16 protein-coding genes are annotated in these 25,712 nt (G+C 73.7%); 15 read left to right on the forward strand and 1 reads right to left on the reverse strand.

All coding sequences use genetic code 11. From position 1 onward, the window contains the following. The first annotated feature begins 582 nt into the window (after positions 1–582). From purN to AB0F03_RS17570, 13 genes are all read left to right on the forward strand, one after another. On the forward strand, positions 583–1,233 hold the full coding sequence (gene purN, locus AB0F03_RS17510; RefSeq protein WP_361992142.1) for a phosphoribosylglycinamide formyltransferase: 651 nt from the start codon (positions 583–585) through the stop codon (positions 1,231–1,233). Then, the gene (purH, locus tag AB0F03_RS17515; RefSeq protein ID WP_361992145.1) at positions 1,230–2,792 is read left to right on the forward strand and encodes a bifunctional phosphoribosylaminoimidazolecarboxamide formyltransferase/IMP cyclohydrolase; all 1,563 of its coding nucleotides are present in this window, start codon (positions 1,230–1,232) and stop codon (positions 2,790–2,792) included. Before purN ends, purH begins: the two co-directional genes overlap by 4 nt. Before the next feature lie 223 nt (positions 2,793–3,015). Beyond that, on the forward strand, positions 3,016–3,957 hold the full coding sequence (locus AB0F03_RS17520) for a ketoacyl-ACP synthase III family protein (protein ID WP_361992148.1): 942 nt from the start codon (positions 3,016–3,018) through the stop codon (positions 3,955–3,957). Between the two features lie 75 nt (positions 3,958–4,032). Continuing rightward, positions 4,033–5,442 (forward strand): ATP-grasp domain-containing protein, encoded by a 1,410-nt coding sequence (locus tag AB0F03_RS17525; RefSeq protein WP_361992151.1) that lies wholly within the window; start codon positions 4,033–4,035, stop codon positions 5,440–5,442. 2 nt (positions 5,443–5,444) lie between these two features. Next, positions 5,445–6,728, forward strand: a complete 1,284-nt coding sequence (locus AB0F03_RS17530; RefSeq protein WP_361992154.1) for a type III PLP-dependent enzyme — start codon at positions 5,445–5,447, stop codon at positions 6,726–6,728. A 27-nt stretch (positions 6,729–6,755) separates the two neighbouring features. Further along, positions 6,756–7,034 (forward strand): acyl carrier protein, encoded by a 279-nt coding sequence (locus AB0F03_RS17535; protein ID WP_361992156.1) that lies wholly within the window; start codon positions 6,756–6,758, stop codon positions 7,032–7,034. 2 nt (positions 7,035–7,036) lie between these two features. Further along, positions 7,037–7,954 carry a hypothetical protein gene (locus AB0F03_RS17540; protein ID WP_361992158.1) on the forward strand — a complete coding sequence of 306 codons (918 nt, stop codon included), beginning with the start codon at positions 7,037–7,039 and terminating at the stop codon, positions 7,952–7,954. Between the two features lie 7 nt (positions 7,955–7,961). Then, positions 7,962–8,819 (forward strand): hypothetical protein, encoded by an 858-nt coding sequence (locus AB0F03_RS17545; RefSeq protein WP_361992161.1) that lies wholly within the window; start codon positions 7,962–7,964, stop codon positions 8,817–8,819. Further along, a complete protein-coding gene (locus tag AB0F03_RS17550) occupies positions 8,816–9,976 on the forward strand; it encodes an acyl-CoA dehydrogenase family protein (RefSeq protein WP_361992164.1) in 1,161 nt (386 codons plus the stop codon). Before AB0F03_RS17545 ends, AB0F03_RS17550 begins: the two co-directional genes overlap by 4 nt. Positions 9,977–10,008: 32 nt before the next feature. Then, positions 10,009–10,725 (forward strand): 4'-phosphopantetheinyl transferase superfamily protein, encoded by a 717-nt coding sequence (locus AB0F03_RS17555; RefSeq protein ID WP_361992167.1) that lies wholly within the window; start codon positions 10,009–10,011, stop codon positions 10,723–10,725. Positions 10,726–10,888: 163 nt separating this feature from the next. Then, the gene (locus AB0F03_RS17560) at positions 10,889–13,084 is read left to right on the forward strand and encodes an MMPL family transporter (RefSeq protein ID WP_361992170.1); all 2,196 of its coding nucleotides are present in this window, start codon (positions 10,889–10,891) and stop codon (positions 13,082–13,084) included. A 221-nt stretch (positions 13,085–13,305) separates the two neighbouring features. Beyond that, positions 13,306–13,596 carry a helix-turn-helix transcriptional regulator gene (locus AB0F03_RS17565; RefSeq protein WP_361992173.1) on the forward strand — a complete coding sequence of 97 codons (291 nt, stop codon included), beginning with the start codon at positions 13,306–13,308 and terminating at the stop codon, positions 13,594–13,596. A 135-nt stretch (positions 13,597–13,731) separates the two neighbouring features. After that, positions 13,732–14,493 (forward strand): AfsR/SARP family transcriptional regulator, encoded by a 762-nt coding sequence (locus AB0F03_RS17570; RefSeq protein ID WP_361992176.1) that lies wholly within the window; start codon positions 13,732–13,734, stop codon positions 14,491–14,493. A 66-nt stretch (positions 14,494–14,559) separates the two neighbouring features. Here the strand turns inward: AB0F03_RS17570 and AB0F03_RS17575 are convergent, their stop codons facing one another. Continuing rightward, the gene (locus tag AB0F03_RS17575) at positions 14,560–21,729 is read right to left on the reverse strand and encodes an amino acid adenylation domain-containing protein (RefSeq protein ID WP_361992179.1); all 7,170 of its coding nucleotides are present in this window, start codon (positions 21,727–21,729) and stop codon (positions 14,560–14,562) included. Between the two features lie 229 nt (positions 21,730–21,958). Here AB0F03_RS17575 and sbnA point away from each other — a divergent pair, with 229 nt between their 5' ends. Together sbnA and AB0F03_RS17585 are read left to right on the forward strand one after the other, a co-directional pair. Beyond that, the gene (gene sbnA, locus AB0F03_RS17580) at positions 21,959–23,008 is read left to right on the forward strand and encodes a 2,3-diaminopropionate biosynthesis protein SbnA (RefSeq protein WP_361992182.1); all 1,050 of its coding nucleotides are present in this window, start codon (positions 21,959–21,961) and stop codon (positions 23,006–23,008) included. A gap of 290 nt (positions 23,009–23,298) precedes the next feature. Beyond that, positions 23,299–25,712: AMP-binding protein (locus AB0F03_RS17585; RefSeq protein ID WP_361992185.1), on the forward strand; the 2,414-nt coding region annotated here is incomplete at its 3' end.

The raw sequence follows: 25,712 nt of genomic DNA on the forward strand, positions 1-25,712 counted from the left end.
GACCACTCTGCCCAGGACCGCCCGGCCCGGCATCACCGCGCCCGGAACCGCCCCACCCGGGACCGCCCTGCCCGGAACCGCCCCACCCGGGACCGCCCTGCCCGGGACCGCCCTGCCCGGAACCACCCCACCCGGAACCGCCCTGCCCCGAGTCGCCGTGGCCGGAACCGTTGTGCGGTGTGCCCGTCGGCGGCGGGGTCGGCAGGTCCCGCAGCAGTGCGGCGCCAGCCACGCCTCCCTGGACCGGGCGCGGCGGGAACGTGAGGAGTCGCAGGCTGCGAGCGGGCATCAAAAGAGCGTCTTCCCCTAGATGACTACGGCTGTCCGACGTGAGCTTCCACCCCGTGAACGCACCGCACGACGACCGCGTTCCCGGGGCTGCTCCCTCGTGACTTGCTGCGAACGCTACCGCCCGCCCCGCCCCCCGTCCCGAGGGGCCCTTCCGGAGTGCCGGTATCGTTGCTGGCGGTCGGCCGCTTCGTAGACTTCCCCGTATCCGGGGGCGCGAAGCATTCGTACGACCGTACAAACCGTCCGGCCGGGAACGGCCGGACCCGTCGCTTCCCGAGAAAGGGCCCCACCGTGGCCGCCACCACTCCCGGCCCAGCTCCCGGACCAGCGGTCAGGCGCCTCGTCGTGCTGGTCTCCGGGTCCGGTACCAACCTCCAGGCGCTGCTGGACGAGATCGAGCGCACCGGAGCCGAGGCGTACGGTGCCCGGATCGTCGCCGTCGGGGCCGACCGCGGCGGCATCGAGGGGCTCGCCCGGGCCGAGCGGGCCGGACTGCCGACCTTCGTGTGCCGGGTGAAGGACTTCGGTTCCCGCCAGGAGTGGGACGCCGCCCTGGCCGGGGCCGTGGCATCGTACGAGCCCGACCTCGTCGTGTCCGCCGGGTTCATGAAGATCGTGGGGAAGGAGTTCCTCGCGAGGTTCGGCGGGCGGTTCGTGAACACCCACCCCGCCCTGCTGCCCAGTTTTCCGGGGGCCCACGGGGTCCGCGACGCGCTGGCGTACGGCGCCAGGGTCACCGGCTGCACCGTCCACTTCGTCGACGACGGCGTCGACACCGGCCCGATCATCGCCCAGGGCGTGGTCGACATCCGGGACGAGGACGACGAGAGCGCGCTGCACGAGCGCATCAAGGAAGTCGAGCGAAGGCTGCTCGTCGAGGTCGTGGGGCGGCTCGCCCGCAACGGCTATCGCATTGAGGGACGAAAGGTAGTTATCCAGTGACCGCGGAGAGCAACAAGCGGGCCATCCGTCGCGCGCTCGTCAGCGTCTACGACAAGACCGGTCTCGAGGACCTCGCGCGCGGGCTGCACGAGGCCGGTGTGGAGCTGGTCTCCACCGGGTCCACGGCCGGCCGGATCGCCGCCGCCGGTGTCCCCGTCACCAAGGTCGAGGAGCTGACCGGCTTCCCCGAGTGCCTGGACGGCCGGGTGAAGACCCTGCACCCGAAGGTGCACGCGGGCATCCTCGCCGACCTGCGGCTGGACAGCCACCGCGAGCAGCTCGCCGAGCTGGGCGTGGAGCCGTTCGACCTGGTGGTCGTCAACCTCTACCCCTTCCGCGAGACGGTCGCCTCCGGTGCCTCGCCCGACGAGTGCGTGGAGCAGATCGACATCGGCGGCCCGTCGATGGTCCGCGCCGCCGCCAAGAACCACCCGTCGGTGGCCGTGGTCACCAGCCCGCAGCGGTATGCCGACGTGCTCGCCGCGGTGCGGGACGGCGGCTTCGACCTCGCCGCCCGCAAGCGGCTGGCGGCCGAGGCGTTCCGGCACACGGCGGAGTACGACACCGCCGTCGCGTCCTGGTTCGCGTCCTCCTACGCCCCCGCCGACGACTCGCCGTTCCCCGGCTTCCTCGGTGCCACCCTGGAGCGCGCCCACACCCTGCGCTACGGCGAGAACCCGCACCAGCCCGCCGCTCTCTACACGTCCGGCGAGGGCGGGCTCGCGGCTGCCGAGCAGCTGCACGGCAAGGAGATGTCGTACAACAACTACACGGACACGGACGCCGCCCGCCGTGCCGCGTACGACCACGACGAGCCCTGTGTCGCGATCATCAAGCACGCCAACCCGTGCGGCATCGCGATCGGCGCGGACGTCGCCGAGGCGCACCGCAAGGCCCACGCCTGCGACCCGGTCTCCGCGTACGGCGGTGTGATCGCCGTCAACCGCCCGGTCAGCAAGGAGCTGGCCGAGCAGGTCGCGGACATCTTCACCGAGGTCATCGTCGCGCCCGACTACGAGGACGGCGCGCTGGAGGCCCTCACCAAGAAGAAGAACATCCGCGTGCTGCGCTGCCCCGACGGCCCGGGCCACCCGGTCGAGGTCAAGCCGATCGACGGCGGCGCGCTGCTCCAGGTCGCCGACCGGCTCCAGGCCGACGGCGACGACCCGGCCAACTGGACGCTCGCCAGCGGCGAGGCGCTCTCCGCCGAGGAGCTGCGGGAGCTGGCCTTCGCCTGGAAGGCGTGCCGTGCGGTGAAGTCCAACGCGATCCTGCTCGCCAGGGACGGCGCCTCGGTCGGCGTCGGCATGGGCCAGGTCAACCGCGTCGACTCCTGCAAGCTGGCCGTGGCACGGGCCGGCGAGGAGCGGGCCCGCGGCGCCTACGCGGCCTCGGACGCCTTCTTCCCCTTCCCCGACGGCCCGGAGATCCTCATCGGCGCCGGCGTCCGGGCGATCGTCCAGCCGGGCGGCTCGATCCGTGACGAGCAGGTCGTGGAGGCCGCGAAGGAGGCGGGCGTGACCATGTACTTCACGGGCACGCGCCACTTCTTCCACTGACCCGCCGCCCGGCACCGCGCGGTACCCCGGACGCATCCGGCACCGCGCGGTACCCCGGACGCACCCGGCACCGCGCGGTACCCCGAGCACCCGCCGCTGCCCGTCCGATCCCGCCCGTCGTCCGACGGGCGGGATCACGCGTATCCGGACCCGGACCGTCCGCAGCGGTGGCCGGCACAACGGTCAGCAATGTTTCAGTCCCTCGTCAGCGGTGGACGCGAGGGTGGTGGGCATGACGTCGATCGTGGCAGTCTCCAGCTGTCTTCCCGACACCATCCCGATCGCCGGCTTCCACCGCGAACTCGGCCTCACAGACGTACAGTTGCGGCGCTACCAGCGCTTCTACGGGCTGTCCGAGGTGTGTCGCGACCCGCAGGCCGACGAGACGCGGCTGCTGCTGCGCGCCGTCGCCAAGCTCGCCGAGCTGCGCGGGCAGGAACAGCGGGTCAAGTACGTGGTGCAGGCGCGCACCATGCCCGCGCCGCTGCCGTACCCGCTGACCTCGCTCGGTCCCATCCAGGACGAGCTGGGGCTGCGCCACGCCACCGCGTTCGTCGTCTCCCAGCACGCCTGCGCCTCCGGCATGCTCGCCGTCGACCTGGCCGGCACCCTGCTCGCCGCCGACCCCGACCCGGACGCCCTCGCCCTCGTGCTTACCGGCGAGAAGGCCGGCACCGGCCACAACCAGTCGATCCCCGACGTCACCGTCATGGGCGAGGGCACCGCCGCGCTGCTGGTCAGCGCCGACCGCACCGGCCGCAACCGGATGCTCGGCTACGCCGCCCGCACGCACAGCCGGTTCGGTGACCGGTTCATCATGGACGACGAGGCCGCCGCCGACTTCCAGGACCGGTACGGGCCCGGCCTGTGCGAGGTGATCACCGCGGCCCTGGACGAGGCGGGCTGCGCCCTCGGCGACCTGGCCCTCGTCCTGCCGCACAACGTCAACCGGCTGTCCTGGATCGGGGTGTGCCGCACCCTCGGGCTGCCCCTGGAGCGGGTCTTCCTCGACCTGGTGCCGCACACCGGGCACTGCTTCTGCGCCGACCCCTTCATCAACCTCCAGCACGCCTGCGAGCGGGGCCGGCTGCGCCCCGGCGACCGCTACCTGATGACCAGTGTCGGTCTCGGCGCCACCTTCGCCGCCATGGTCTTCGAGCACTGAGCCCGCGAGCCCGCGCCGCACCGGGGTGCCCGCCCGACGCCGGCCGGTGCCCACCCGAGAGATCAAGAGGTCGATATGCAATCACCGCCCCCCGGCTTCACCGGCCGCCTCAAGCGCGCGGTCACCGGTGACGCCGGCACGCCGCTGGTGTTCCTCGGCAACTTCGAGGTGGAGAACCAGTGGGCGCTCGGGGAGCCCGCCCTGCCCCGGGTCGCCGCGCACGCGGGCAGCGCCCTCGTCAACCGCATGGACGAGTTCGCGCTGCTGCTCGGCGGCAAGGACGACCACGTCGTCCTCAAGACCGCCCTGGACGACGGCTACCGCGCCTACCTGGAGGGACTGGGACTCGCCCTGCCCACCGTGCACGTGGTCGCCGGGCAGCGACCGCGGCGCACCGTCAGCGAGGACGCCCTCGCCGACCCCGGGCTGCTGCGCACGCTGACCGATCTGGCCGCCGACGGCGCCCGGCTCACCGCCCACGGCATCTCCACGGTGGAGGAGGAGCTGGCCGGGCGGACCGGGCTGCGGCTCGCGGCACCGTCCGCCGACCGGTGCAAGCACGTCAACAGCAAGGTGTACAGCCGCCGGCTCGCCGACGAGCTGGGCATCCGCCAGGCGCGCGGCTGGGCCTGCGAGACCCTGGAGGAGCTGGCGGCGGCCGTCGCCGCGGCCGGTGAGCTGCTGGCCGCCGGGCACCGGGTCGTCGTCAAGGACGCGTTCGGGGTGTCCGGCAAGGGCATCGTCGTGGTCGACAACGAGCGGACGCTGGCCCGGCTGCACCGCATGGCCGCCGCCCAGGCCGAGCGCACCGCCCGGGCCGCGGGCACCGCCGTACGCACCGCGCTGGTCATCGAGGAGTGGGTGGCCAAGCGGGCGGACCTCAACTACCAGTTCACCGTGGGCCGCGACGGCGGTGTGCACTTCGACTTCGTCAAGGAGCTGCTCACCGAGGGCGGTGTCCACAAGGGCCACCGCATGCCCGCCCGGCTCGGCGAGGACCAGATCGCCGTGATCCGGCAGAGCGCGCACCGGATCGGCGAACGCCTGGCCGCGGACGGGTACTTCGGGGTCGTCGGGGTCGACGCGATGGTCGACCCCGACGAGGGCCTCTACCCGGTGGTGGAGATCAACGCCCGCAACAACATGTCCACGTACCAGGCCGTGGTGCACGAGGTGCTGGCCGGTCCGGACGACGTCGCCGTCGCCCGCCACTTCCCGGTCCGCCTGCGCCGCCCGCTGCCCTTCACCGAACTGCGCGAGCTGCTCGGGCCGTCGCTGCTCACGCAGCCCGGCGCAGGCCCGCACGGCCTTTTCGTGAACAACTACGCCACGGTCAACGCCGCCGCCGCGGAGGGCGCCGGCGCCGGCGAGGGCGGCTTCGAGGGCCGGCTGTACGGCGTGCTGCTCGCCGGCTCCGACGAGCGGATCGAGGCCCTCGCCACGGACATCACCCGCCGCCTCGCGGCCCTGACGGAACGGGACTGAACATGAGCGTCGCCTTCGAGGTGCAGGGCCTGAGCGTCACCCGGCTCGCCGAGGAGTTCGGCACCCCGCTGTACGTGTACGACGGCGAGGAGATCACCGGCCGCTTCCGTGACCTGCGCGAGCGCCTGCACCCCGCCCTGGAGGTCTTCTACTCCCTCAAGGCCAACCCCAACATCTCCGTGTGCGCCCTGCTGCACCGCAGCGGCGCCCGCGCCGAGGTGTCCTCGCTCACCGAACTGGTCACGGCCCGGCGCGCCGGTGTCGCCCCGCACGACATCATCTTCCTCGGCCCCGGCAAGAGCGCCGCCGAAGTCGCCGCCTGCCTGGACGCGGACATCCACGCCATCGTCTGCGAGAACCTCGGTGAACTCGCCCTCATCGACGGGGCGGCCCGTGAGCGGGGCGTCACCGCGCGGGTGATGCTGCGGGTCAACCCCGCCTTCTCGGTCAAGGGTTCGGGCCTGACGATGGGCGGCAAGCCCCGCCAGTTCGGCATGGACGAGGAGCAGCTGCTCGCCGCGGGACCCGAACTCGCCACCCGTTACGAGGCCGTACGCCTCATGGGTGTGCAGGTGTACCTGGGCACGCGGATCCTCGGCGAGGACACCGTCGTGGACAACACCCGGCGCATCCTCGACCTCGCCGAGCGGCTCGCCGAACGGATCGGCTTCCCGCTGGAGACCGTCGACGTCGGCGGCGGCCTCGGCATCGCCTACTTCGACAACGAGAAGGACCTGGACCTCGCCGAGCTGACGGTCCGGCTCGACCCCGTCGTGGACGCCTTCCACAGCCGGCACCCCGGCACCCGCATGATCATGGAGCTGGGCCGGTACCTGGTCGCCGCGTCCGGCACCTATGTCACCCGGGTGCGCTACACGAAGACGTCGATGGGCGAGAACTTCGCGGTCACCGACGGCGGCACCAACCACCACATGGCGGCGGTCGGCATCGGCTCGTACGTCAAGCGCAACTTCCCGATGGCCGCGCTGGAACGCCTGGACGAGCAGCCCACCGAGCCGTGGAACATCACCGGGCCGCTGTGCACCCCGAACGACGTCATCGGCAAGAAGGTGCCCATGCCGCCGCTGCGCGCCGGTGACCTGGTCGGCGTGCAGCGCTCCGGCGCGTACGGGCCGACGGCCTCGCCCGTGCACTTCCTCAGCCACGGCTACCCGGCCGAGGTCCTCGTCCTGGACGGCACCGCCCGGCTGATCCGGGAACGCGACGACACCGAGACCATGCTGGCCCGCCAGCGGCTGTACGACGCCGCTCCCGGCGTCCGCTGAACTCCCACCACCCACAAGGAGAACGACATGACCGAGAACACCGCGGCCACCCTCACCGACCGCGCCCGCTACCTGGACGCGGTCCGCCAGGGCCTGACGGAGGTGCTGAACAAGGACGTCAGCGGCGCCGAGGAGGGCGCCCGCCTCTTCGACGACCTGGGCCTGGACTCCAGCAGCGCCCTGGAACTGCTCATCTCCGTCGAGGAGATCCTCGACGTGCAGTTCGACGCCGACGAGCTGGAGATGACCCACTTCGAGACGGTCGGCTCCCTCGCCGACTTCGTGGCGGCGGAAGCGGGCGCCTGAGCATGTTCCGCGCGACAGCGCCCGTACGGCCCGCGGCCCCGGCGGCGGACGGTACGACGGGTGACGCGGCGGGCGGTCGGGCGCACGGCCCGGCCGGTGTGCCGCGGCTGGTACGGGCCGGCCGGTACGCCCCTGCCGGGCCCGGCACGCCGTACGTACCGGCAGCGGACCGGGAGAGGTTCTACCGGCAGCTCGGCGACCCGCACGGGGTGCCGTTCGACCGGGCCGGGTTCGCCGGCGCGCCCCGCCGCACCTCCGTGGAGCTGGCCCGGGGCGCGCTGGCGGAACTGGGGCCGCTGACCGGTGAGGACGGCCCCGAGCTGGTCGTCGTGGCGTACGCGGCCCCGGACTTCGAGCACAGTCAGCTGGTGGCGTCCTGCGTGCAGGAGCTGCTGCCCGGCGAACCGCTGGCGTTCGCCCTGTCCGACCAGGGGGCGCTCGCACCGTTCAGCGCGCTGAGGACGGGGGTGGAGTACGCGCGGCGCTGCGGGTTCCGCCGGCTGCTGGTGCTGGCCGTCGACCAGAGCAGCCAGCCGTTCGCCGTGCCGGCGGAGCATCCGGGCGCCGTCCGGGCCGACGCGGCGGTCGCCCTGCTGTTCGAGTGGAGCGGCGCGGCGGCACCCGTGCGCGGCATGGGGCAGCAGCCCTGGCCGGCGCCCGGACCGGTGGCGCCGTGGGACGCGGAACTGCCGCTCGTGGCCGGCGCCGGGGTGCGGACCGCCGTACCCGGCGTGTGGCCCTGGGCGACCTGGGCCGGGCCCGGCCAGCCGGCCACGGCGGTCTGGTCGGCGCTGGCGGGCCTCGTGGGCGGCGGACCGGCCCGGGTGGTCGTGGCCGACCACGATCCGGAACGCGAGACGCTGGCGCACTGCACGCTCGACCTCGGCGCGCCGGCCCGGCGGACGAGTACGGGGGAGTGAGGAGACGATGACGGTTCCGCCCGAGGTACGGCAGCACTGCCGGCAGGCCCGGACGAGCGCCCGCACGGACGGCCTGGTCCCCGCGCTGACCCTGCTGCTGCGAGCCCTGTCCCCGAAGACCCCGCCCCGCGGCCCGCGCGGCCACGCGATCCTGCCGAAGGAACTCCTCGCGGAGTTCGCGGCGGAAGAAGCGGAGGCGGAGGCTGCGGCGCGCGCCGACGAAACCCGCCACGCCGGGGACGCCGAGCAGGTCGGTGATACGGGGGACACCGAGGGCGCCGGGTCCGCCGAGCGGCCGGAACGCGCCGAGGACGACAGCACGGCGGACACCCCTGGCACGCTGCCGGGCGAGGGCGGCCCCGGTGCCGGCGGCGCCCGTGCCGCCCGCGTCGAGACCGCCGGGCTCCTTCCCGGGCTCGCCCTGACGCGGTCGGCCGGGGCCGAGGAGGCGGCGCCCGAGTGGGGGTGGGCCGTGGCCTGGCTGCGGCTCGGGATGTCGGAACGGTTGCGGGACGCCTGTCTGGCCCATCTCGCCTCCCGGCACACCGACGGCGCCCCGCTGCTGATGCAGCAGATGGTCAAGGGCACGCTGGCCGAAGTGCTGCTGGAGCACGTGGAGATCGAAGGGGTCCTCGACGACCTCACCGCCGGCCGGACCGGGCCGCTCGGCCCGCTGCGGCCCACGGACGACCGTCATCTGGCCGCGCTCCAGGAGCAGATCACCCGGGCCGACCGCACCCTGCTGCGGCTGCTCGGCGCCCACGGTTTCACCGCGGACGGCCCGGGCGCCGGCGCGCACGCCTCGGAACTGCTCGCCGACGCCTACGGCCCGCCGGGCCCCCGCACCGGACCGGAGGACGCGTGACCGGCCTGCCCGCCTCCCTGGCCACGGCCCACCGGGTGGTGGCCCACTGGGCCGACGACCTCCGCCAGGGTGCCCTGGAGCTGGACCGGGACCCGGACGCCATCCACCGCTACCTGGACCTGCCCGCCGTACGGTTCCTCGCCGGACACGAGGTGCCGCCCGACTGGGACCGGGCGGGCACGGCACCCGGCAGCGGGCCCGCGCACGGGCTGGCCACCCTGGAGCGGGTGCTGGTCAGCGAGGAACTGGCCCGTGGTGACGCCGGGATGATGCTGGCCTCGCCGGGCCCGTCGATGTGCGGGGTGCTGCTCGGCGTGCTGGGCGGTCCGGAGCAGCGGGAGTGGTTCCACGGCCGGCTCGCCGAGCGGCCCCGCTGGACCTGCTTCGCGCTGACCGAGCCGGACCGGGGTTCGGCCATCGGGGAGATGACGAGCACGCTCACCCCGGTGGGGGACGGCTCCTACGTCCTGGACGGCGAGAAGCGGTACGTCGGCAACGCCGCGCGGGCCGACCTCGGTGCCGTGTTCGCCCGGGTCGCCGGCACCGAGCGGCTCGGCGTGCTGGCGGTGCTCGTGGACACCGCCGACCCCGGCTTCCGTGCCGAGCCGCTGCCCACGCTGGGGCTGCGCGGTGCCCAGCTCACCCGGATCCGGCTGGACGGGGTGCGGGTGCCGGCCGAGCGGGTGCTCGGCACGCATCTCCCGCCGACCCGCCGGGGCATGTGGAGCATCGTCAGTGTCTTCAACCAGCTCCGGCCGAGTGTCGCCGCCATCGCCCTGGGCATCGCCCGGGCCGCCCACGACTACGTCGGTGAGCACCGGCCGCTGCTGCGCGGGCCGGAGCGGGACACGTACGAGGAGCTGGGCCGCCGGATCGACGCGGCCCGGTCGCTGACGTACCGGGCGGCCATCGCCGTGGACCGCAGGCCGGCCGCCGGCCATCTGGCGTCGGCGGCGAAGGCCAGGGCCTGCGAGGTCGCCGAGGAGGTGACGCTGCGCGCGCCGGGCTTCTTCGGCCCGGGGGCCCGGCTGGACCATCCGCTGCTCGACAAGTGGGCCCGTGACGCGCGGGGTGTGGAGTTCATGGAAGGCACCCGGAACATCCAGAAACTCAACCTGTTCCAGGGTTTGCACACGGGAAAGGTGGGCCGGAACTGACGACGTCGATCCGCGTTACGGATGCCGACGAGGTGGAGATCTGGCGCATTCCGCTGGACTCCGGCGCACAAGCGTATCCGGAGGGATATCCGCCGGAACTCGAGGACATCCTGGACGAAGACGAGAGGGAACGCGCGCGGCGGGGGCGGGAACCCGGAATGCGGCGGCGTTTCGTCGTCGCGCACGCCGCGGTGCGGATCATTCTCGGGGCACGGCTGGACCGTGCCCCGGCATCGCTGTGTCTCACGCGGGGCCGCTGGGGCAAACCGCGGCTCGCGCACGTGCCCGGGCCGCACTTCAGCCTGTCGCACTCGGGTGAGCTGGCCCTGCTCGCCCTGGCGCCCCGGCCGGTGGGCGTCGACGTGGAACTCCCCCGCGCCGGGCTGGACACGACGCGCCTGGCCACACGGTTCTTCCCGGCCGAGGAGAGTGCCTGGGTGGCCCGGGACGGCCACCGTGCCTTCGCCCGCCTGTGGACCCGGAAGGAGGCGTGCGTGAAGGCGGCCGGCGGTCGGCTCACCCAGGGAATGGCGCTGCCCGTCGCCCGGGGCGCGGGACAGCGCACCGTCCGGGATCCCACGGGCTGTCTCGCCGGTCCCTGGCGCGTGCAGGACGTAGGCCTTCCCGATCCGTACGCGGGGGCCGTCGCCCTTCTCGGCGACGGCCCCTTTTCCGTGTCCGGCCGGATGTGGTATTACATCCGGCCAGAAGAACCCGACTCCATGTGGAACACGCTGGGTGTCAAGTAGAGGAAACTCCCCCCCACATCGGAGTACTTGTACCCGTGATCGCGCTCCGGGCCGTCACTAGTTTTCTGTGAGCGAGGAGTGCGCCCATGTACCGGCCGGACGACGAAAGCCCCGGCCCGTTTCCCGTGATCCGGGTATTTTTTTCGAGAAGGGGAGAGCAGACGTGGCAGGCAGGAACCTGATCACCAGGGCCGCCCGGTGGAGCGCCGTCCACCCGTGGTGGGCGATGACGCTCTGGGTGGTGTTCGTGCTCGGCGCCCTCACGGTGGGCGGTATGACGGGCACCCGGTCCGCCACCGACTCGGATCTGGCCATCGGGCAGTCGGGCCGGGCCGCGGCCCTGTCCCGCAGCGGCGGCCTGGAGAGCCGCGCGGTGGAGAACATCCTGGTCACCCCCTACCGGGGCGAGCTCGACCGGTCCGCCGCGAACCGGGCGCTCGGCGAGGCCGTCGACGCCGTGAAGGGCGTCGAGGGTGTCGCGGCCGTCGGCCGGCCCGTGCCCGCCCCCGACGGGTCGGCGCTGCTCGTGCCCGTGACCCTCGCGGGCGACCCGGAGACCGCGGCCGACCGGGTCGGGCCGCTGCTGCGGAAGGTGGCCGCCGTCCGGGACGCGCACACCGACGTACGTGTGGAGCTGGTCGGCGCCGGCTCCATCAAGGCCGGTCTGAACGACATGCTCGACCGGGACCTGAGCAAGGCCACCGTACTGAGCCTGCCGGTGACGCTGCTCGTGATGGTCTTCGTGTTCGGGGCGATCGTCGCCGCGAGCGTCCCGGTGCTGCTCGGCATCTCCTCGGTGCTCGCCGGGCTGGGCCTGTGGGGTGTCGCCTCGCAGCTCGTGCCCGACCCCGGTCCGGTCACCCACATCATCGTCCTGATGGGCATGGCCATCGGCGTCGACTACTCGTTGTTCTATCTCAAACGCCAGCGCGAGGAACGGGCGTTGGGCGCGAACAACATCGACGCCATCGAGATCGCCGCCGCCACCTCCGGGCACTCGGTGATGATCTCGGGCCTGGTCGTGATGGCGTCCATGGGCGCCCTCTACCTCGCCGGGCACATCGCGTTCGAGTCGATGGCCACGGGCGCGGTGCTGGTGGTCGGCATCGCGATGCTCGCCTCGTTGACCGTGCTGCCGGCGATGCTCTCCAAGTTCGGCCGCTACCTGGACAAGCCGCGGGTGCCACTGGTGTGGCGGCTCACCCAGAAGGGCGGCGTCAAGCCCCGGCTGTGGTCGGCGATGCTCAAGCCGGCCCTGCGGCACCCGGCCCTGGCGCTGATCCTCTCCGTCGGCGCCCTGCTCGCCCTCGCCGTGCCCGCCCTCGACCTGCGCCTGAAGGCGACCGGCATCGACGACCTGCCCCGGTCGATCCCCGCGATGCAGGCCAACGAACGGCTGACACGGTCCTTCCCGAGCCAGGCGGACACGCACCTGGTCGCCGTCCGGGTGCCCGCGGGCCACGGCGGGGAGCTGGCGCGGGGGATCGACGCCCTCGTCGGCCGGGTGCGGCACGACGCCCTGTTCGTGCACACCCCGGCGCCCGAGGTGCGGACCTCGCGGGACGGACGGGTGGCGACGATCGCCGTCGGCACCCGCTTCAACAGCAGCTCCCGGCAGGCCCAGGACTCCCTGTTCCGGCTGCGTGACGACATCGCCCCGGCCACGCTCGGCCGGATCGGGGGCGCCCGGTACGCGGTGGGCGGCAGCGACGTCGCGTACGACGTGGACTACCGGGCGAACGTCGTGGACAAGATGCCGTGGGTGCTGCTGGTGGCCCTGGTGTTCACCTTCCTGGTGATGGCGGCCGCCTTCCGCTCCCTGGTGCTCGCCGCGATCACCGTGGTGCTGAACGTGCTGTCCGCGGTGGCCTCGTTCGGGCTGCTCGCACTGATCTTCCAGCGGACCTGGGCGGAGAAGATCCTGGACTTCGAGTCCACCGGGCGGGTGGTGGCGTGGCTTCCGCTGCTGCTGTTCGTGATCCTGCTGGGCCTGTCGATGGACTACCACGTGTTCGTGATCAGCCGGATCCGGGAGGCGGCGCGCGGCGGGCTGAACATCAGGGAGGCGGTGGAACAGGGCATCACCCGCACGGCCGGTGTCGTGACGAGCGCGGCGGTGGTGATGGTCTGCGTGTTCGGGCTGCTGGCCTCGCTGAACTTCATCGAGATGAAGCAGCTGGGCGTGGGCATGGCCTGCGCCGTGCTGCTGGACGCCACCCTCATCCGGATCGTCGTGCTGCCCTCGGTGGTCATGCTGCTGGGCTGGAAGACCTGGTGGCCCTCGCGCCTGGCCCACCAGGACGAGACCCGGCCGGTGTCTGTGCCGGCCCCGCTGGCGGAGCTGGCCGTTCGCCGGTGACCCCGGGGGCCGGAGCCGGGGCCGGGCCACGGGTCCCGGCCCCGGCTCTTCCACGTGTCACCGGCACCCGCCGGCGCTGAATTCCGGCGAGGAAGTCCATTCCCTACGACGGCGGTTGTGAGAGCGCTACACTCGGTCCCGCGTTCGACGGAATCAAGCCGACCGAAGGGATTCCGGCGCGCGTTGACGGGGGAAGCGGGGCGATCACGGGGAGTGGCCCTATGCACGGTGACGACGGCCTGCCGTCGACTCGTTGGCACTACCAGCTCACCCAGGTGGAGTTCCTCTCGGAGCGGGAGAGGCAGGTCTTCTCACTGCTCGGAGCGGGCTTATCGAATCGTGCCATAGCGTCCAGGTTGCGGGTGACCGAACGGACCGTGAAGGCGCATGTCGCGAATATCCTGGCGAAGCTGAAAGTGGAATCCCGTCTTCAGGTGGGTCTTGTCGCCCAGGCCCATCTGCTCATGTACGAAGGTACAGTGCCTAACCGGCCAGACGTGATTGATAATTGATCAGTTCTGACTCCCAGATGTTTCCCTGTGCGGGCGCCGCGGCATAGCGCTGCCCTCTCACGGTCCCGTGGCCGCCCCGTAGGTCGCGAGGCGGGAGCTTTGTGACCGGTTTTTCTGAGTAGGGACGGGAATTTGGTGCACATCTCCATACTGGGTCCGCTGCTGATCGGGGACGGTCAAAAAACCATCGGTGTGCGGGCGAAGAAGATTCGCGTGATGCTGACCATGCTCGCGCTGAATCCGGGTCAAGTGGTGGCCTTCGACGAACTGATCGACGAACTCTGGGGCGAAGCCCCCCTGAAGAACACCCGGAACGCTCTCCAGGCGAATGTCCGCCGGATGCGGAAGTCGCTGGCGGAGCTGGGTTTCGCGGACGGTGAGGACGGGCTCATCCGCACCGTCGACAACGGCTACACACTGGACGTCGCGGAGGACGCCCTGGACGCCTACCGCTTCCTGCGGCTGGCCGAGCGGGGCGCGAGCCTGGTCAGCCGGGAACCGGACGAGGCCATCGGGCTGCTGCGGCGGTCCCTCGCCATGTGGCGCGGGCCCGCCCTGCTCGACGTGAGCGACGGGCCGCGCTGCCGGGCCGTGGCCCTGCGGCTGGACGAACAGCGCAAGAGCGCACGGGAGGACCTGATCCAGGCGCAGCTCCAGGCCGGCGAGGCGGGGGTCGTCGTTGCCGAGCTGAAGCAGCTGCTGGCTCAGTATCCCGAACGTGAGCGGTTCAGCGAACAGTTGATGATCGCGCTCTACCGGTGCGGACGCCAGTCCGAGGCCGTCGACATCTTCCACCGCACCCGCAAGTGGCTCGACGACGAGCTGGGACTCAAGCCGAGCCAGCGGCTGCACACCCTCTACCAGGCGATCCTGATGCAGGACCCGTCACTGCTGTGACCGGGTGAAGGACGGTGAAGCGCCGACGGCCTCCCAGGGCCGCCGGCGCTTCTTCCGTGCCCGCGTTCACGCCTCCCGCAGGGCGCTGTCGGTGAGCGCGCCGATCCGCCGTACCGCCGTGCCGCCCAGCATCTCCTCGTGGCCGCAGGCGATGTCGTGCACGGTGAGCGGGCCGTCCAGGTGCGGCCGCCAGCGCGCGGCCAGTTCCGCGGTGGGCGCCGGCTGTCCGTGCACCGCCACGAACAGCGTCAGCGGGCCCGCGAACCGGCCGGGGGTGAACTTCCGGGCGATGTCGGTGTGATGGCGCATGACCGTCATCAGCCGGTCGAGATCCCCCTCCGTGATCGCCGTGCCGCGCGCGTGGTGGGCGAGGAAGGCGGACCGGATCTCCTCGTCGGTGGGGTCGGGGTCGCCGGGAGCCACCGGGAAGGCGTCGAGGGCCGCGAGGAACGCCACGCGCTCGCCGGCCGCCTGGAGCCGTACGGCCATCTCGTGCGCGACCAGCCCGCCGAAGGACCAGCCCAGCAGGTGGTACGGCCCGTGCGGCTGGACCTGCCGCAGCCGCTCCACGTACAGCGCCGCCAGCGAGGGCACGTCCGCCGGCCGGTCCCAGGTCCCCGGTCCCGCCGCGACGCCGTCGGACTGGAGGGCGTACACCGGCCGGCCGGCATCGAGGTGGGCGGCCAGTTCCGCGAACGGCAGTCCGAAGCCGACCCCGCCGTGCACGCAGAACAGCGGCGCGGCCGTCCCGTGCGGCCGGATCGCCAGCAGCGGCACGGCGGCCGGCGCCCGCGGCCCGGCCGGGACCGAGGCCGCCGCCAGCGCGGCCGGCGTGCGGTGCGCGAAGACGTCGGACAGGGCCAGGGTCAGCCCCGCCTTGGCGGCCCGGCTCACCACCTCCACCGAGCGCAGACTGTCCCCGCCCAGCGCGAAGAAGTCCCCGTCGGCGTCGACCTCGTCCAGGCCGAGCACCTCGCAGAACACCTCGGCGAGCGCCTGCTCGGCCGGGGTGCGCGGGGCGCGGCCCGCACCGGACGGCACCGGAGCCCCGGGCGCGGGCAGGGCCCGCGTGTCGAGCTTGCCGTTCGGGGTCAGCGGCAGCGCGGGCAGCGACACCAGCGCCGTGGGCACCATGTGCGCGGGCAGCGACTCGGCGAGGTACGCCGTCAGCACGGGCACGTCCACGGCGGTCACCCCCGGTACGGGGACGACGTACCCGGTGAGCCGGCCGCCGCCGTCCGCGGGGGTGAGCACCACGGCGGCCTGCGCGATCACCGGGTGCCGGGTGAGCGCGGACTCGATCTCGCCCGGCTCGATGCGGAACCCGCGCAGCTTGATCTGCTGGTCGGCCCGGCCGGCGTAGTCCAAGGTGCCGTCCGCCCGCCAGCGCACCAGGTCCCCGGTGCGGTACATGCGGGTGCCGGGCGGCCCGTAGGGGTCGGCGACGAACCTCTCGGCGGTGGTGGCAGGCCGCCCCCGGTAGCCGTGCGCCAGGCCGGCGCCGGCGACGTACAGCTCACCGGTGACCCCGTCCGGCACCGGCGCGAGGGCCGCGTCCAGGACGTACACCCGCACGTTGTCCAGGGGCCGTCCGATCGGCGGCCGGCCGCTGCCGGGGGTGAGCGGGGCGCTGAGGGTGGCGGCCACCGAGATCTCGGTCGGGCCGTAGGCGTTGCGCAGCGTCACCCGGCCGGCGGTGCGTTCCACGACGGCGGGCGGGCACGCCTCCCCGCCGACCACCAGGCACAGACCGCCGGGCAGGGCGGCCGGATCCGGGAACCGGCCGACGACGGTCGGCGGCAGGATCGCGTGGTCGATGCGCTGCTCGGCGAGCAGTCCGGCGAGCAGCGGCGCGGACAGCCGGCTCTCCGCCGTGGCCGGCACGAGGGTGCCGCCGGAGAACAGCGAGGCGGCGAGTTCCCACACGCTCGCGTCGAAGCTGAACGAGGCGAACTGGAGCACCCGCGTGCCCGGTCCGGTCCCCAGGTGCTCCCGGTGGTGGGCGGCCAGGTTGGCCGCGCCCTCGTGCGGCACCGCCACCCCCTTGGGCCGGCCGGTCGAGCCGGAGGTGTAGATGACGTACGCGGTGTCCCGTGCCGACAGCGGGCGGACCCGCTCGGCGTCGGTGAGGTCGGCACCGGACAGGGCGCCGGTGAGGCCGGCGGTGGCCGGGTCGTCCAGCACCACCCGTGCCAGGCCGTCCGGCACCCGGCCGGCGGCCTCCCGCGTGGTGAGGACGGCGGCCGGGCCCGCGTCGCCGAGCATGTACGCGATGCGCTCGGCCGGGTAGTCGGGGTCGACGGGCAGATAGGCCGCGCCGGTCTTCAGGACCGCCAGCAGGGCGGTGACCGTCAGCGGGGAGCGGGGCAGGACGAGGGCGACCACGCCACCCGGGCCGGCCCCGCGGCCGAGCAGCAGCCGGGCGAGCCGGTTGGCGTCGGCGTTCAGCCGCCCGTACGACACCTCGCCCGCACCGGGCACGTCGAGCGCCGCACGCTCCGGTGCCGCCGCCGCGTGGGCCTCGAACAGCGCCGGGAGCGTACGGTCCGGGCGGACCCGGACCGTGCCGTGCCGCCCGGTCACCAGAGTGCGGTGCTCCTGCGGGGTGAGCAGGGCGAGGGCGCTGAGGGGGGCGCCGGGCGTACGGGCCGCGTCGGCGAGCAGCACGGCGAGCGCGCCGGCGAGGCGGTCCGCCGTCGCCCGGGTGAACAGGTCCGCGCTGTACTCCAGACGGACGTCGAGCCCGGCCGGACGCCCGTCCGCGGTGACGCGCTCCGTCACCTCGAACGCCAGGTCGAACTTGGCCGTCTGCGAGGGCACCGGTTCCGGTCCGGCCGTCAGACCCGGCAGCGAGGGCAGCGGATCGCCGCCCGGGGTGACGGACAGCACCACCTGCACCAGCGGGTGCCGGGCCAGCGACCGCTCCGGCTTCAGCTCGTCCACGAGATGCTCGAACGGCAACTCCGCGTGCGCGTACGCGGTCAGGTCCGTCTCCCGGACCCGGTCCAGCAGGGCCGCGAACGACGGGTCGCCGGAGGTGTCGGTGCGCAGCACCAGCGTGTTGACGAAGCAGCCGACCAGATCGCGCACCGCGTGGTCGGTCCGCCCGGCGACCGGGCTGCCCAGCGGCAGGTCGGTGCCCGCGCCGAGCCGGGTCAGTACGGCCGCCAGAGCCGCGTGGACGGCCATGAACAGGCTGGCACCGGCGCCCCGGGCCAGCTCGGCGAGCCGGGCGTGGTCACCGGCGGGCACCGTACGGGTGACCGTGCCGCCGCGCTGCGAGGAGCGGGCCGGGCGGGGGAAGTCGGCGGGCAGCTCCAGCTCCTGCGGCATGCCCGCCAATGTCCTTCTCCAGTGGGCGAGTTCGGCCGACAGCAGGCTGCCCGGGTCGTCCTTGGCGCCGAGCAGCTCGCGCTGCCAGCGGGCGTGGTCGGCGTAGCGTACGGGCAGCGGCTCCGGCTCCGGTGCGCGGCCCGCCCGCCGGGCCGCGTAGGCGCCGGTGAGGTCACGGGCCAGCGGTCCGAACGACCAGCCGTCCGCCGCGATGTGATGCAGCGTCAGCGCCAGTACGTGCGTCTCGTCGCCGAGCGCGAACAGCTTGGCCCGCAGCGGGACACGGGCGGACAGGTCGAACGGCTCGGCAGCCTCCGCCGCCAGCGCCGCCGCCAGGGCCGCCTCGTCCGCCACCGGCACCACCTCGAGGGCGGCGCCCGCACCGGCCGCCTCCTCCGAGGAGAGCACCAGCGGCGCCACCCCGGCGCCGGCCGCCACGAACAGCGTCCGCAGCGTCTCGTGCCGGGCGGCCACGTCCGCCACCGCCGCGCCCAGCGCACCGGTGTCCAGCGGACCGCGGAGCCGCACCGCCAGGGGGATGTTGTAGCCGGCCCCCGCGCCCATGCGGTCCAGGAACCACAGCCGCTCCTGCGCGTACGACAGCACCGTCGCGGCCTCGCCGGGCGCCGCCGCACGCAGCACGGGCCGGGCCGGCTCCCGGGTACCCACCGCCGTCGTGGCGCCGGCCGTGGCGTCCGCCGCGATGTCCGCCGTACCGTCCGCCGGCCCGGGCAGGGTGCGGGCCAGCGCCTCGGCGGAGCGGGCGTCGAACAGGGCGCGCACCGGGACCTCCACGCCCAGCTCGGCCCGCAGCCGGTTGGTGACGCGGATCGCCGACAGCGAGTGGCCGCCGAGCGCGAAGAAGTCGTCGTCGGCACCCACCCGGGCCACCCCGAGGACCTCGGCGAAGACACCGCACAGCAGCTCCTCGCGCGGCCCGGCGGGCGGCCGGCCCGTCCCCGCCCGCCGCTCCGCCGGAGCGGGCAGCGCCTTGCGGTCCACCTTGCCGTTGGGAGTCAGCGGCAGCTCGTCCAGGAACACGTACACGGCGGGGACCATGTGCGTGGGCAGCACCGCGGACGCGCGCTCCCGCAGCCGGTCGCGGTCGGTCCCCGCCGGTACGACATAGGCGACCAGACGGGTGTCCCCGCCCTGGTCGGTACGGGCGGTGACCACCGCCCGCTCGACGCCGGGCTGCGCGCCCAGCACGGACTCGATCTCCCCCAGCTCGATCCGGTGCCCCCGGATCTTCACCTGGTGGTCGGTACGCCCGCCGTACTCCAGGGCCGTGCCGTCCGGCGACCAGCGCACCACGTCACCGGTGCGGTACATCCGGGTGCCGGGCGGACCGAACGGGTCCGCGACGAACCGCCCCGAGGTCAGACCCGGGCGGCCCAGATAGCCGCGGGCCAGCCCCGACCCGGCGAGATACAGCTCGCCGAAACAGCCGTCGGGCACCGGGCGCAGCGCCGCGTCCAGGACGTACACCCGGGTGTTGGCGATGGGCCGGCCGATCGGCGGCGGGCCGTCCGGTACGGCGGGCACGGGCGCCGCCGTCGACCAGATCGTCGTCTCCGTGGGGCCGTAGACATTGGTCACCGACGCGCAGTGCGCGGCCAGCGTACGGGCCAGCGGCTCCGGCAGCGCCTCCCCGCCGACCAGCGCGCGCACTCCGGCGAGGACCGGGGCGTGGCCGGCGGTGAGCGCCTGCCACAGGCTCGGCGTGGCCTGGAGCAGCGTCGCACCGCAGGCCGACACCAGGGCGGCGAGGGCGGCCGGGTCCCGGACCGTCTCCCGGCCGGCGACGACCAGCTCGGCGCCCGCCGCGAGCGGTACGAACAGTTCCAGGTTGGCGATGTCGAACCCGAACGTGGTGACCGCGAGGAACCGGTCCGCAGGGGTCACCGCACAGCGCCGGCCCATGTCCGCGACCAGGTTCACCAGGGCGCCGTGCGGAACGACGACGCCCTTGGGCCGGCCGGTCGAGCCGGAGGTGTGGATGACGTAGGCCGGGTGATCGGCGCCCGGCGCAACGGGCACGGCCGGCGCGGGGAGCACGGTGCCGGGTGGTGTCGCGGGGTGCGGCCGGGCCGTCCCGTCCAGGACCCACAGGCCGCCGGTGAGCGCCGTGCCCATCCCGTCGAGCAGGGGGTGGATCCGGCGGTGGGTGAGCGTGACCACGGGGGTGGCGTCCGACAGCATGTTCCGCAGGCGCTCGGCTGGATGGTCCGGGTCCAGGGGGAGGTAGGCCGCGCCCGACTTCAGCACGGCCAGCACCGCGATCACCAGGTCGGCGGACCGGTCCAGGGCGAGCGCGACCAGCCGCTCCGGGCCGGCGCCTGCGGCGGCCAGCTCCGCCGCCAGCCCGTCCGCCCGGTCGTGCAGCTCCCGGTAGGTCAGCCGCTCGTCGCCGCAGGTCAGCGCCGGGGCGTCGGGCGTGCGCCCCGCCCACTCCGCCAGCAGCGGGGCCAGCCACGGCCCCGGCACCTCCGCGTCCGTGCGGTTGCGGTCCGCCACGACGCGGGCGCACCCGTCGGCGTCCAGCAGGTCCAGCCGGCCGCACGGCTCGTCCGGCCGGCGCACCGTCTCCGCCAACAGCCGCAGGAGACACCGCCCGACCCGGCGGGCCTCGGCCTCCCGGACCAGCGCCGGCACATGGTCGACGGCCAGCCCGAACGGCTCCCCGGGGAACACCGTCACGGTCAGCGGGTAGTGCGTGGCGGACCTGATGTCCACACCGGTCACCCGGGGTCCCGCCGCGCCCGGCTCCGGCTCGGGGCCGCCCATCGGATAGTTCTGGAACAGCAGCACCGTGTCGAACAGCTCCCCGCGCACCGCCGTCCCCTGCTGGATCTCCGCCAGCGGCAGATGCTCGTGCGCCAGCAGCTCGGTGCGGGCCCGCTGCACCCCGGCGAACAGCTCCGCCGGGGTCAGCCGGGGATCGACGTCGACGCGCACCGGCAGGGTGTTGGCGAACAGCCCCACCATCCGCTCGACGTCCGGCAGTTGGGCAGGCCGCCCGGAGGCGACCGTCCCGAACACCACGGTGTCCTGCCCCGTCAGCCGGGACAGCAGCAACCCCCAGCAGCCCTGCACCACCGCGCTGACGGTCAGCCCGCGCGCACGGGCGAAGCGCGCGAGGCCGGCGGCCAGCTCGGAGTCCACCTCGACCTCGAGCCGCCGCGGCAACGCCGCATCACCGGCCACGTCCGGGACCGGGGCACCGTCCTGCGTCCCCCCACCGCCCGTGCCCCCGGCGACACCCCCCGCCGCTGCCAGACGGGTCGGTTCGGTCACTCCGGTCAGCGCGTGTCGCCAGGCCTCGCGGGCGGCCTCCCGGTCCTGGGTCCCGAGCCAGGCGAGGTACGCCTGGTACGGAGGACCGGCCGGTCCCTCGGGGGCGGTGCCCGTGCGGAAACCGGAGAACAGCCCGGCCAGTTCCCGGGTCAGCGTCGCCATCGACCAGCCGTCCACGAGGATGTGGTGCACCGTCCACAGCAGCCGGGCCCGTCCGTCGTCCGCCCGCAGCAGTGTGAAGCGGTGCAGCGGCGGCCGGCCCAGGTCGAAGCGGCGCGACCGCTCCTCGCCCGCCACCCGGTCGAACTCGGCCACAGGCAAATGCTGTTCCCGCCACGGCAGCTCCATGGTGCGGGGCAGCACCTGCACGGCCTCGCCGCTCCTGCGGTGCCGGAAGCACGCCTTCAGGTTCGGGTACCGGTCGAGCAGCGCGTCCGCCGCGCGACGGAGCGCCGCCGCGTCGGCGTCGGTCACGTCCGCGAGGTCGAGCACCAGTTGCAGGGCATAGACATCCGTGGCGTCCCGGTCGTACGCGGAGAGGAACAGCAGACCCTGTTGCAGCGGCGACAGCGGGAGGACTTCACTGATGGCGGATTGCCGGTTCAAGCCGTGCTCCTCACGGAAGAGCGGGACGGGCGCGGGGGCTTCCTCGGCCCGCGCGATGCCAACCGGACGACGATTTCACGAGCACGCTGACGGACAACTGACCGTCAGCTGACGGTTCTTGCCGCAGCGGACGGCACGGGTGCGTGTCAGCAAACCGTCAGTCCACGGTCAGCGCACGCCGACAGGCTTGCCGGCGACGCCCATTCGCTGCCGTAGGCCAGGAGTGCCAGTGCCGGTCATCACCGCGTCGCATGAATTCGATGTCAGCGACCTCTTCGTGAATCTTCAGCCGCTGTTCGGGCGCCGGCTGTTCCTCAAGGTCGAGGGCTTCAACTTCGCCGGATCCATCAAACTGAAGGCCGCCCGGGAGATGGTCGCCCAGGCGGAGGCCGCGGGACTGCTCCGCCCGGGCTCCACCCTCGTGGAGTCCTCCTCGGGCAACATGGGCGTCGCCCTCGCCCTGCTCGCCGCGAGCCGCGGCTACCGGTTCCTGTGCGTGACCGACACCCGCTGCAACGCGGTGACCCGGCGCACCATGGAGTCCCTCGGCGCCGAGGTCCACGTCGTCACCGAGCCGCACGAGAGCGAGGGCTTCCTCGGCGCGCGGATCCGCCACGTCAGGGCCCTGCTCGCCGCCGACGACTCCCGGGTGTGGCTGAACCAGTACCTCAGCCCCGGCAACTGGATGGCCCACTACCGCACCACGGCCCCGGCCATCGCCCGCCAGTTCCCCGACCTGAACGTGCTGTTCGTCGGCGCGGGCACCACCGGCACCCTGATGGGCTGCGCCCGCTGGTTCCGGGAACGGCGGCCCTCGGTACGGGTGGTGGCCGTCGACAGCATCGGCTCCGTCACCTTCGGCGGGCCCGCCGGCACCCGGCACATCCCCGGCCTCGGCACCAGCGTGCGGCCGGCGCTGCTCGACGAGAGCCTCGTCGACGCCGTGGTCCACGTCCCGGAGGCGGCCACCGTGCGCACCTGCCGGGACCTGATGCGGCACGGCTTCCCGGTCGGCGGCTCCACCGGCACCGCGGTGACCGGTGCCCTGCGCTGGCTGGAGGAGCACTACGGCGACGGCACGGGCGGGGTCCGCGAGCAGGTCACCGCGGTGACCATCTCGCCGGATCTCGGCGACCGCTACATGGAGACCGTCTACCGCGACGAGTGGGTGCACGGCGCCTTCGGCCCCGACCTGCTGGCGGAGCCGGCGGCGGACCGGGCGGAGCAGGACAGCGTGAATGATCCGACGCCGGCCGCGGCAGCCGCCGCCGCGGACTGAACGAGCCGGTCGCGGTGACTCCCGCAGTGGTCCGGGCGAGCGGTTGCGGTGACTGCCGCCGTGGGTCCGGGCGAGCCGGTCGCGGTGACTCCCGCAGTGGTCCGGGCGAGCGGTTGCGGTGACCACCGCCGTGGTCCGGGCGAGCCGGTCGCGGTGACCACCGCCGTGGTCCCGACGAGCCGGTCGTGGCAAGCACCGCCCCAGACCGGACGAAGCCGGTCGCGACGACCGGCGCCCAGTACCGAACGAGCCGGGCGCGGCCGAATTCGAGAATGACGGAGAGCAAAGCGATGACGACAAACCGAGGCGCCGTCCTCCCGCTCACCGCGGCGCAGGCCGAGATCTGGTTCGACGAGCAGTTCGCCACCGGACCGCTCGCCTACAACATGGCCGACTACATCGACCTGCGCGGCCCGCTCGACACCACGCTGCTGGAGCGGGCGCTGCACCGCTTGGGGTACGAGGCCGAAGGGCTCCGCGTGCAGTTCGTGGAGGAGGCGGGCGCCCCGGGCCAGATCATCCGGCCACTCGCCCGACTGCCGCTCAGGACAATCGACTTCAGCGCCCAACCCGACCCTTCGGCCGCCGCTCTGCGGTGGATGCGCGCGGACCACGCCGAGCCCCTGACGATCAACGACTTCCCGCTGTTCCGCGGCGCCCTGCTCACCCTCGGCCCCGAGCACCACCTGCTCTACCTGTGCATGCACCACATCCTGGCCGACGGCTTCAGCCGCGCCCTGCTCTACCCCAAGCTCGCCGCCCTCTACGCCCGGCTGGCCGCCGGCCACGACGACGCGGCCCTGGACGCCGACGCCATCCCGGCCTTCCACCACATCCTCGACGGCGAACGCCGCTACCTGGACTCCGGGCAGGTCGAACGGGACCGCGCCTACTGGACCGGGCGCCTCGCCTCCTCCGGGCACGGCCCGGCCCCCGAACTCGTCTCGCTCTCCGACCGCGACCCGGCCCCCGGCCGCAGCGCCCTGCGCCACACCACCCGGCTCACCCCGGAGGCCACCGACGCGCTGCGCGGCCTCGCGCGCACGGGCAAGGTCACCCTGCCGGTCCTCATGGTCGGTGCCATGGCCGCCTACACCCAGCGGGTCACCGGTGTCAGCGAGCCGCTGCTCACCCTCCCGGTGACCGGCCGCACCGGCGCCGTCACCCGCGCGATCCCGGGCATGCTCGCCAATTATCTGCCGCTCGCCGTGCGCGTCCGCCCCGGCCTGACCGCCCCGCAGCTGCTCCGGCAGGCCTGGAAGGAGGTCTCCGGCGCGCTCCGGCACCAGCGCTACCGCGGCGACCGCATCCGGCGCGACATCGGCCTGCGCACCGACGACCGCCGGGTGTTCGGCCCCTTCATCAACGTCCTCGACCAGGATCCCGCGCTGGTCTTCGGCGACTGCCGGGGCACGGTGGTCAACCTGTCCACCGGCATCGTCAACGATCTCATCGTCACCGTCCTCAACACCGTCGACGGCACCATGGAGATCCACCTCGACGGCAACCCCGAGCTGTACACGGACGCCGAACTCGCCGCTCACCTGGCCCGGTTCGAGGCGTTCCTCGCCGGCCTGGCGGCACTCCCCGCCGACCGGCCCCTGGCCCACGTAGGTCTGGGTGCCCCCGGTGAGCCGGTCGGCCTGCTGGGCGCCTGGGACCCGCACGCCGAGCGCGCCGGGTACGAGGGGATGGTGGAGCGGGTGCGCGCGGTGGCGGCCCGCACCCCCGACGCCGTCGCCGTCGCCGACGGCACGGAGCGCGTCACCTACCGGCAGCTGCTGACCCGCGCCGCCGGTGTCGCCGCCCGTCTGTCCGCGGCCGGTGTCGGCACGGGGTCGGTGGTGGCGATGCTCGCCGATCCGGGGGTGCCGTTCGTGGCGGGTGTGCTGGGTGTGCTGGGTGCGGGCGGGGCGTATCTGCCGCTGGACCCGGCGGCTCCGGCGGCCCGTAACGCCTCCTTGCTGACCGACAGCGGCGCCCGCTACGTGCTCACCGGGGACGCGTACGAGGCCCCGGCAGACGAGGGCCCCACCGTCCTGCCGCTCACCGACCCCGCCGACCTCACCGGCACCGCCGAACTGCCGAGCGTCGGTGGTGGCCTGGACCTGGCGTATGTGATGTTCACGTCGGGGTCGACGGGTCGTCCCAAGGGGGCGATGGTGCAGCGCTCGGGGATGGTGAACCACCTGTGGGCGAAGGTGGGTGACCTGGACCTCGTCGCCGGGGAGTCGGTGGTGCAGAACGCGCCGCTGACTTTTGATGTGTCGGTGTGGCAGATGCTGGCTCCGCTGCTGGTGGGCGGGTCGGTGCGGGTCGCGGGGGAGCTGGCGGCGGATCCGGTGGGGTTGTTCGCGATGGTCGCCGGTGAGCGGGTGGCCGTGCTGGAGGTGGTGCCGTCGTTGTTGCGGGCCGCGCTGGACGCCTGGGACATCGAGGGCGGGGCTCCGGAGCTGGTGGAGCTGCGGTGGCTGATGGTGACGGGTGAGGCGTTGCCCGCCGATCTGTGTCGGCGTTGGCACGAGCGGTATCCGCGGGTGCCGTTGATGAACGCCTACGGCCCGACGGAGTGCTCGGACGATGTGACGCACGCGGTGATCCGGGCGGGCGACGAGCTGGGTGCCCGCGTCCCGATCGGTGCGGCGGTCCGTAACACGCGGCTGTACGTCCTGTCGGACGAGTTGCAGCCGGTGCCGGTGGGTGT

It is taken from the genome of Streptomyces sp. NPDC028722, assembly GCF_040637655.1.
Lineage (GTDB): Bacteria > Actinomycetota > Actinomycetes > Streptomycetales > Streptomycetaceae > Streptomyces.